The organism is Acinetobacter sp. BSP-28, assembly GCF_044130285.1.
GTDB lineage: Bacteria > Pseudomonadota > Gammaproteobacteria > Pseudomonadales > Moraxellaceae > Acinetobacter.
In genome coordinates this window covers 79,119-86,780 of record NZ_JBIQOB010000015.1, presented here as the reverse complement: position 1 = coordinate 86,780, position 7,662 = coordinate 79,119, and the positions used below count along the sequence as shown (strand labels likewise).

Genomic DNA, 7,662 nt, shown 5'->3' with positions numbered 1-7,662 from the left:
GCGACCATAGCAAGAGTGAACCACCTGATCCCTTCCCGAACTCAGAAGTGAAACCTCTTAGCGCTGATGGTAGTGTGGGATTACCCATGTGAGAGTAAGTCATCGCCAGCTCATTATTCGAAAACACCCTCAGTCAAACGACTGGGGGTGTTTTTTTATGTGGGGGATTTATTAAAATGTGGTTTGAAAAGTTTAATTTGGTAAAAGTGATATCAAAGATAATTAAAGAATAGAAAATAAAATATGGCGCAGAATATTTATTGAAGGCTTGGTTAGCTCTAAATTATTACGATTTATTAAAAAAAAATCGCCAAAGCGGCGATTTTTTTAAATAGCTCACTGAATAATCTTAATTAAACATATATGTTGCTGCATTATATAGAATCCACAGAATAACCAAAGCAACGATCGGTTCTAAAATTTTAGACCATGCTGGAGCTGGGATATTTGCCACTTCATGGCTAATGTTTGCTTCGTCATGTGAATGTTGTTGGCTGACCATTTGATTAAACTCCTTCATTGTTGAGTCTAATGATATCTCTTCTTGCTCAATCGGTTTAGAGCCTTTTAACTCTGTTAGATCGTTTGTTGACCAAACCCAATCAGGAGCCTGTCCTGATAAGTGTTCAATCTGTCCTAAAATCAGTTCATGTAATCCTCTGATATTCAGGTTTCCGATATCATTGAGTTGTTTGAGCTCTGCTAATTGAAATGTTAAGATTTCCGTTACAGTTTGTTCTAATTCTTTTTTAGGTAACGTAGACTGATTTTTAGAAGAAGTCGTAAGATGACGTGCAATCTCTTGAATAAACAGATCATCTGGTGAGGAAATTTCCTGATAAACTTTTTTATCATTGGTTCGCCAAAGTGAAATGAGTTTACCTAATACCAGTGCATTATTTTCTAACAGATGAGTTTTTCGATCTTCTCTAGAATAGTGTTCGAGAAGCTGAGGCTTTTGATTGTTAATCTGCTCAGCAAAATATTGTACTAAATCAAAAGCCATTCACTTGCTCCATATTATTTTAATCTAATAACCGTAGGCTTGGTTTTTTCTTAGGTTGTTCAGTTTCTTCTGAAGTTGGTGTTGATTTTAAAGTATCTTCAGCAATTTGGGTACCTTCATATTCACTTGGATCGAAGAATAAACCTTGTCCATTTTCGCGTGCATACAGACCCAGTACTGCATTTAAGGGTACATAGATGTCACGTGAAACGCCACCAAAGCGTGCAGAGAAGGTGATTGCATCATTACTCATCGTTAACTTGTGAACAGCGTGAGGGACGATATTTAAAACGATCTGGCCATCTTGAATGAATTGTTCCGGTACCATGGTGTTGGGCTGAGTCGCATCAACCAATAAATATGGGGTCAGGTTATTGTCACAAATCCATTCATAGATAGCGCGTGCTAAATAAGGTCGGGTAGGGGTGAGATTCAATTCTTGTTCAGACATGGTTTTGCTCGATTAATTTGCTAAAAATTCGCTGTAGCGGTTTTTTTCCTGCATGGTTAAAGATTTGACAAATGCAGGTCGACTAAAAATTCGTTGACAATATAAGTGAATAGGACGGCAATGCTGTTTAGGCAATTCGATGCCCATGGCCTTTAACCGTATAAAAATGGGTGCCAGCATACAATCTAAAATTGTAAAATTTTCAGACATAAAATAGGGAAAATGCTGAAATAATGGCGTAAGGGAAATCAGGGTATCCCTGAGTTGCTTTTGAGCTTTCGCTTTGTCTTTTTCATTCAGGGTATCTGGATGACGCAGCATGATATCCGCCAGTTTTAACCAGTCCTGTTCAAAACGCCAGATATATTGACGTTGTTCTGCTCGTGGCATTGGAGCATCAGCATAGAGTTTGCTTTGACGGTAGCGGTCATCCAGATATTCGGAAATGATGCCACTATTGAAGAGCTTAAGCTCATTCTCAATCATCATCGGGAGCTGGTTATAAGGATTTAGACTAGCGAGGTCTTCATCATCTTCGTCTACAATAATTAGATTATATTTGATTTGCTTCTCTGCAAGTACATAGCGTATCCAGTGTGAGCGAAAGTCATCCGCATGACTGTAAAGCGTGATTCCTTGTAGAGGTGCATTTTCGATTGACATAATCCGAAGCAGTGATAAATGAATAGGATAGGATACTAAAATTCAACCTAAAAAGCACGATGCATAAAAGGTGAATCAGACTGAAGCAGGATAGATTATAAGAAAAACAACTGGAGGAAAAGAATATGCTGATCAAGCTGGCGATTGTTTTATTGTTTATTTTTATAGGTGTCGCAAACTATTATCTCAGTAAATCGTTCTGGTGCCATGAAGGAGTATGGGGTAAATATGTTCACGAACAATAGTAAGGCTTAGATCCGTGATGAATCATGACTTAAATTCCTGTCCATAAAAAAACCCTGGAAATTCCAGGGTTTTTTGTCCGATTCGGTAAATGAATTAACGTTTAGAGAATTGAGGACGTTTACGAGCTTTACGTAAACCAAGTTTCTTACGTTCAACTTCACGAGCATCACGAGTAACGAAACCAGCTTGACGAAGAGCAGGTTTAACAGATTCGTCAGCAGCGATCAATGCACGAGTAATACCGTGACGGATAGCGCCAGCTTGACCACCGATACCACCACCAGCAACAGTGATGTAAAGGTCAAATTTTTCAGTAGCTTCTAAAAGCTCTAAAGGTTGACGAACAACCATACGAGCAGTTTCACGACCGAAATACTGTTCTAAAGAACGGTTGTTGATTACGAGTTTACCAGTACCAGCTGATAGGAAAACACGTGCAGTTGCGGTCTTACGGCGACCTGTACCATAGTTAGTAGCCATGTGCTGTATCCCTTAGATGTCCAAAACTTGTGGCTGTTGAGCAGTATGTGGATGCTCAGTACCAGCGTACACTTTCATTTTTTTGATCATTGCATAACCAAGAGGACCTTTTGGCAACATGCCTTTAACAGCGCGTTGGAAAATTTCTTCTGGTTTGTGAGCAACTAATTTCTCGAAATTAGTTTCACGAATACCACCAGGGAAACCAGTATGGCGATAATATTTCTTATCAAGTGATTTTTTACCAGTCACTTGAACTTGTTCAGCATTGATCACAACGATGTAATCGCCAGTGTCAACGTGAGGAGTATAAGAAGTTTTATGCTTACCGCGTAAACGACGAGCGATTTCAGTCGCAAGACGACCTAAAGTTTTGCCAGAAGCATCAACAACGTACCAGTCGTGTTGAACTTCAGCTGGCTTAGCGCTGAGAGTTTTCATTAAACCACTACCTATTATAGTTGGTTTGGACGGTGGAATCTGTCCAAACAAAAGGAGACCGAATTCTACCTGAAAGACAGGAGAATCACAATGAAAATATAAAATTTCAAGCGCTATATTTTAAAAGAACAATAATGAAAATGGAAGTATTGAAACAGCTAAAACCGACCGTCGGTCAATGAAGTTAAAAATAGTATAAATACAGTCTTAAATACATGCTGTTGGCTATATGACCTAAAAATTATTATAAATATGGGCTGCAAAATTTTAGAATGGTTTGATTGTCTATAAAAAGGAATTTTAATTTTTGAATAATCAATAACATTTAGATCCTCAAAGTATCAGCCATTTAAAGATTTGTTAAAGAAATAGTTTTATTTGATTAGGATATTTTGTCTACCATTTGTTTCATCCCTGTTCAGCCTTCTTATTTATCAATCGCGTATAATGTTTAGCATCGAGCTAACTTGGATGAATTATGCTTCCTTTATATGTCACCAGTGGTGAACCCGCAGGTATTGGTCCAGATATTTGTTTAAGTTTGGCCAATCGTATTGATGAGCGTCCCATTGTGGTATTGGCTGATATCAATCTATTAAAACAGCGAGCAGAAAAATTAAATGTTCCTGTCGAATTGGTTGAGTATCAAGGACAGCCAGAATCTTCAGCTCCGGGACAACTCTATGTGGAGCATGTACCTTTAAATGCGGAAGTTATTCTAGGTCAACTCAATGCGCAAAATTCTGACTATGTATTAGAACAATTACGTCGTTCTGCTGATTATGCAATGTCGGGCAAAAGTGTCGGTGTTGCAACTGCACCGGTGCAAAAGTCAATTATCAATGAAGCAGGTATCCATTTTAGTGGCCATACCGAGTATTACCAGGAGTTTGCCGGTGTTGATCGCGTGGTGATGATGCTCGCCACCAAAACCTTGCGTGTGGCTTTGGCGACTACGCATCTGGCTTTACGTGATGTACCGGATGCTATCACTTCTGAGCGTTTGCATCAGGTGATTGATATCTTAATTCACGATCTGAAAACCAAATTCAAAATTGATGATCCAAACATTCTCGTGTGCGGTCTCAACCCGCATGCAGGGGAAGACGGTTATTTGGGCAGGGAAGAAATTGAGGTGATTAATCCTGTGCTTGAAAGTTATAGGGCACAAGGTGTGAATATGAGCCTGAGTCTACCTGCGGATACCTTATTTACCCCTGAAAATTTAAAAGATGCCGATGCAGTTTTGGCAATGTATCACGATCAGGGCTTACCTGTGTTAAAATCGCAAGGTTTTGGTGAAGCCATCAATATTACTTTGGGCTTACCGTTTATCCGTACATCTGTCGATCATGGCACAGCACTCTCCCTTGCAGGTACAGGTCTAGCAAAAAGCTCGAGCTTACATGTGGCTGTGGATTTGGCGCTTGAACTTGCGCGTCAATGATCTTGTCTTTATTACACGTTGGAAATGTTTATGTATCAGATTAATGCCTTAAACCCCAAAGACGAAGGGCATCACACGCGTAAGCGTTTTGGGCAAAACTTCTTACATGACCAACGTGTCATTGCGAAAATTGTACGTTCGGTGAACCCACGTTCGGGCGACAATATTGTAGAAATTGGCCCAGGTTTGGCTGCATTGACTTCACCTTTAATTGGGGAGTGTGATGCCTTAACTGTGGTTGAACTGGACCGTGACTTGGCAGCAGGCTTACCGGGTCGTGTACCGCATCCTGAGCGTTTAACGATTGTTGAAACCGATGCCTTGAAATACGACTTTACTGAATTATTTCAGGAAGGTCGTCCGCTACGTGTGGTCGGTAACTTACCTTATAACATTTCAACACCACTGTTATTCCATCTCTTGGAATTTGGTCACAAAGTCAAAGACATGCACTTCATGCTGCAAAAAGAAGTGGTCGACCGGATTACCGCAGCACCAAACACCAAAGAATATGGTCGTTTGTCGGTGATGATCCAGTATTACTGCAAACCGACTTTCCTGTTTGAAGTACCGCCAGGCTCATTTAACCCACCACCTAAAGTCACTTCTGCCGTTTTTCGTCTAGAGCCATACGATGTCAAACCGATTGTGGCAAAAAATGAAAAAGCCCTAGCCCGTCTGGTATCACATGTCTTTACTCAACGTCGTAAAACCTTACGTAATAGTCTAAAAGGCATGCTGGCGGAAGACGGTTTTGAAAAGGCAGGTGTTGATCCGATGGCACGTCCAGAAACTTTAACGCTGGCTCAATTTGTTGCATTAGCAGATCAAATGGTGGATTAAGTGGCAGCTTCGAGTATTCGATACAATTATGTGATTGGTGATGTTCAAGGCTGTTTTGAAGCTTTGAAAATATTACTTAAAACGATTCAGTTTGATGCAGATCAGGATTTTCTTTGGTTTGCGGGTGACTTGGTTGCACGGGGTGAAAATTCGATTGGGGCTTTACGCTTTATCAAGAAGATGGTCGACAATGGCGTTGCTGCAACGGTTTTAGGTAATCATGACCTTAACTTGCTGGCTGTGGCACGTGGGACTAAAGAGATTAATCCCAAAGACAATATTGATGATGTCATTCATGCTTTGGAAAGTGATGACTTGATCGAATGGCTGCGTAAACAGCCTTTATGTTTATTTCCGAATGAACATACGGTGTTGACCCATGCAGGTATCCCGCTGAATTGGACAGCAGAACAAACAGCGGCTTTAGCGAAAGAAGTTGAGGCAGTAATTGGCCATGATGACTTTGACGTGGTCGATGCTTTCTTGGCTAACATGTATGGCAAAGAGCCAAATTTTTGGTCGGATGATTTGCAGGGTCATGCCCGTTTACGTTGCATTACTAACTACTTGACCCGTATGCGTTTAACCAATGCAGATGGGCAAATGGAATTCAGCTTTAAAGATTCCCTCGATGATCCCATGCCTGACGATTTTAAACCGTGGTTTGAATTTGAGTCACAAGCGGCTCAAACCCATCAGTTGATTTTTGGACACTGGGCAGCCTTGCGCGGTAAAACCATTACGTCACAGATTCAGAATGTGGATGGTGGTTGTGTTTGGGGACATCAGCTAATTGCTTATCGATTAGAAGATCAGCAATTGTTTAAAGTGGATAATCCTGTGATGTAAACATCAAGCTAATCAAAAATAAAAAAGCCACATGATGTGGCTTTTTTATTGGTATTTATTTAGTCAAGTCTAATCCAGGTCTGATTACGACCCAAGGCTGAAACACCGATAGAAGCTCGCAGTGTTAAACGTTTACCTGTCGCATTGAGTTTGACTTTGGCATCATAGACTTTACCTGCAAGCGGATCAATAACACGACCTTTTTCATAGATATTGCTACCAGGCACATGTTTTAAACCTTTGAGAATTTCCATACCCAAAATTGGCTGGTTGGTATAGGGCGCAGGGCATTTATTACATGTTTCTCGTGCAGTATAACCCGGACGCGGAGTTACCTTAACGATTTTCCCGGTAAACGTATTATTAGTTTCTTTATTAATTTTAATAATGGCTTTAGCTGCACCGGTCTTATCGTCAATCTGTTGCCATGTTCCGGAGATATCCTCGGCGAAAACATTTCCACTAAAAAGTGCAGCTGCTAAAGTGGCAAGCCATAGATTTTTTTGCATATAAGACCCTCACATATTCGTTTATTTTTTGATGGCTTAGTATATTAGATGTATTATGTGATTAGTCAATATTCTATTGAAAACTAAAAAAATTAGTCAGTTATAAAAAAAAGCCACTGACTGTAGAGAGTGGCTTTTTAGGGTGATCAATTAGAGTTAATCCAGACGAAGCCAGGTTTGACTGCGGCCTAGAGCTGAAATGCCCATATAAGCACGCAAGGTCAGGCGTTTGCCATTAGAGCTGAGCCTCATTTTTGCATCGTAAATTTTGCCTGCAAGCGGATCGATGATACGACCTTTTTCATAGTTAGTGCTATCAGGTACATGTTTTAAGCCTTTTAGAATATCCATACCTAAAATAGCCTGATTGGTATAGGGTGCTGGACAGTTATTACATTTTTCACGGGGAGTATATCCTGGGCGTGGGGTAATTTTGGCAATTTTCCCTGTGTAAGTATTATTGGCTTCTTTGCGAATTTCGATAATGGCTTTAGGTGAACCAGTTTTATCATCAATCTGTTGCCAAGTCCCGGATATATCCTGTGCAAATACATTTCCACTGAAAAATACGCTGATGAATGTAGCTAGCATAATATTTTTGTTCATATCAATTCCTTTGATGATGGGAAGTATTTTTTACTCTTCTAAATATATTTAGTGCCTTGGATAATTATTCAATCCATTTATAAAATATCAATGGCTCTAAATTTTCAAATATAACAGTTAT

Annotated in this window: 10 protein-coding genes and 1 rRNA gene; 4 read left to right on the top strand and 7 right to left on the bottom strand. The window is 40.0% G+C overall.

Annotation, left to right across the window (positions count from 1 at the left end):
• Positions 1-111: ribosomal RNA gene (rrf, locus tag ACE01R_RS12100) — 5S ribosomal RNA — on the top strand; the annotation flags it as partial.
• Positions 112-349: 238 nt separating this feature from the next.
• On the opposite strand, the gene ACE01R_RS12095 is transcribed toward rrf, so the two are convergent.
• From ACE01R_RS12095 to rplM, 5 genes are all read right to left on the bottom strand, one after another.
• Positions 350-1,006 (bottom strand): hypothetical protein, encoded by a 657-nt coding sequence (locus ACE01R_RS12095; protein WP_395551457.1) that lies wholly within the window; start codon positions 1,004-1,006, stop codon positions 350-352.
• Positions 1,007-1,025: 19 nt separating this feature from the next.
• Positions 1,026-1,457, bottom strand: a complete 432-nt coding sequence (locus ACE01R_RS12090; protein ID WP_395551456.1) for a ClpXP protease specificity-enhancing factor — start codon at positions 1,455-1,457, stop codon at positions 1,026-1,028.
• Positions 1,458-1,469: 12 nt separating this feature from the next.
• Positions 1,470-2,120, bottom strand: coding sequence for a glutathione S-transferase N-terminal domain-containing protein (locus ACE01R_RS12085; RefSeq protein ID WP_395551455.1), 651 nt, complete (start codon positions 2,118-2,120; stop codon positions 1,470-1,472).
• A 339-nt stretch (positions 2,121-2,459) separates the two neighbouring features.
• Positions 2,460-2,846, bottom strand: coding sequence for a 30S ribosomal protein S9 (gene rpsI / locus ACE01R_RS12080; RefSeq protein ID WP_395551454.1), 387 nt, complete (start codon positions 2,844-2,846; stop codon positions 2,460-2,462).
• Positions 2,847-2,858: 12 nt separating this feature from the next.
• Positions 2,859-3,287: a 50S ribosomal protein L13 gene (rplM, locus tag ACE01R_RS12075; RefSeq protein ID WP_004811299.1), complete on the bottom strand. Its 429-nt coding sequence runs from the start codon at positions 3,285-3,287 to the stop codon at positions 2,859-2,861.
• 478 nt (positions 3,288-3,765) lie between these two features.
• Here rplM and pdxA point away from each other — a divergent pair, with 478 nt between their 5' ends.
• Genes pdxA through ACE01R_RS12060 form a run of 3 tightly spaced genes read left to right on the top strand, consistent with a single transcriptional unit; the run spans position 3,766 to position 6,426 of the window.
• Positions 3,766-4,734, top strand: a complete 969-nt coding sequence (pdxA, locus tag ACE01R_RS12070) for a 4-hydroxythreonine-4-phosphate dehydrogenase PdxA (protein ID WP_395551453.1) — start codon at positions 3,766-3,768, stop codon at positions 4,732-4,734.
• A 30-nt stretch (positions 4,735-4,764) separates the two neighbouring features.
• Positions 4,765-5,577 carry a 16S rRNA (adenine(1518)-N(6)/adenine(1519)-N(6))-dimethyltransferase RsmA gene (gene rsmA / locus ACE01R_RS12065; protein WP_395551452.1) on the top strand — a complete coding sequence of 271 codons (813 nt, stop codon included), beginning with the start codon at positions 4,765-4,767 and terminating at the stop codon, positions 5,575-5,577.
• A complete protein-coding gene (locus ACE01R_RS12060; RefSeq protein ID WP_395551451.1) occupies positions 5,578-6,426 on the top strand; it encodes a symmetrical bis(5'-nucleosyl)-tetraphosphatase in 849 nt (282 codons plus the stop codon).
• A gap of 59 nt (positions 6,427-6,485) precedes the next feature.
• Here ACE01R_RS12060 and ACE01R_RS12055 read toward each other — a convergent pair whose 3' ends face one another.
• Together ACE01R_RS12055 and ACE01R_RS12050 are read right to left on the bottom strand one after the other, a co-directional pair.
• Positions 6,486-6,935, bottom strand: coding sequence for a DUF2147 domain-containing protein (locus tag ACE01R_RS12055; RefSeq protein WP_395551450.1), 450 nt, complete (start codon positions 6,933-6,935; stop codon positions 6,486-6,488).
• 156 nt (positions 6,936-7,091) lie between these two features.
• The gene (locus ACE01R_RS12050; RefSeq protein ID WP_395551449.1) at positions 7,092-7,541 is read right to left on the bottom strand and encodes a DUF2147 domain-containing protein; all 450 of its coding nucleotides are present in this window, start codon (positions 7,539-7,541) and stop codon (positions 7,092-7,094) included.
• Between the last annotated feature and the right edge of the window lie 121 nt (positions 7,542-7,662).

Coding starts and splice junctions, on each gene's coding strand:
- ACE01R_RS12095 (WP_395551457.1), bottom strand. CDS start 1,006: ATGGCTTTTGATTTAGTACAATATTTTGCTGAGCAGATTAACAATCAA.
- ACE01R_RS12090 (WP_395551456.1), bottom strand. CDS start 1,457: ATGTCTGAACAAGAATTGAATCTCACCCCTACCCGACCTTATTTAGCA.
- ACE01R_RS12085 (WP_395551455.1), bottom strand. CDS start 2,120: ATGTCAATCGAAAATGCACCTCTACAAGGAATCACGCTTTACAGTCAT.
- rpsI (WP_395551454.1), bottom strand. CDS start 2,846: ATGGCTACTAACTATGGTACAGGTCGCCGTAAGACCGCAACTGCACGT.
- rplM (WP_004811299.1), bottom strand. CDS start 3,287: ATGAAAACTCTCAGCGCTAAGCCAGCTGAAGTTCAACACGACTGGTAC.
- pdxA (WP_395551453.1), top strand. CDS start 3,766: ATGCTTCCTTTATATGTCACCAGTGGTGAACCCGCAGGTATTGGTCCA.
- rsmA (WP_395551452.1), top strand. CDS start 4,765: ATGTATCAGATTAATGCCTTAAACCCCAAAGACGAAGGGCATCACACG.
- ACE01R_RS12055 (WP_395551450.1), bottom strand. CDS start 6,935: ATGCAAAAAAATCTATGGCTTGCCACTTTAGCAGCTGCACTTTTTAGT.
- ACE01R_RS12050 (WP_395551449.1), bottom strand. CDS start 7,541: ATGAACAAAAATATTATGCTAGCTACATTCATCAGCGTATTTTTCAGT.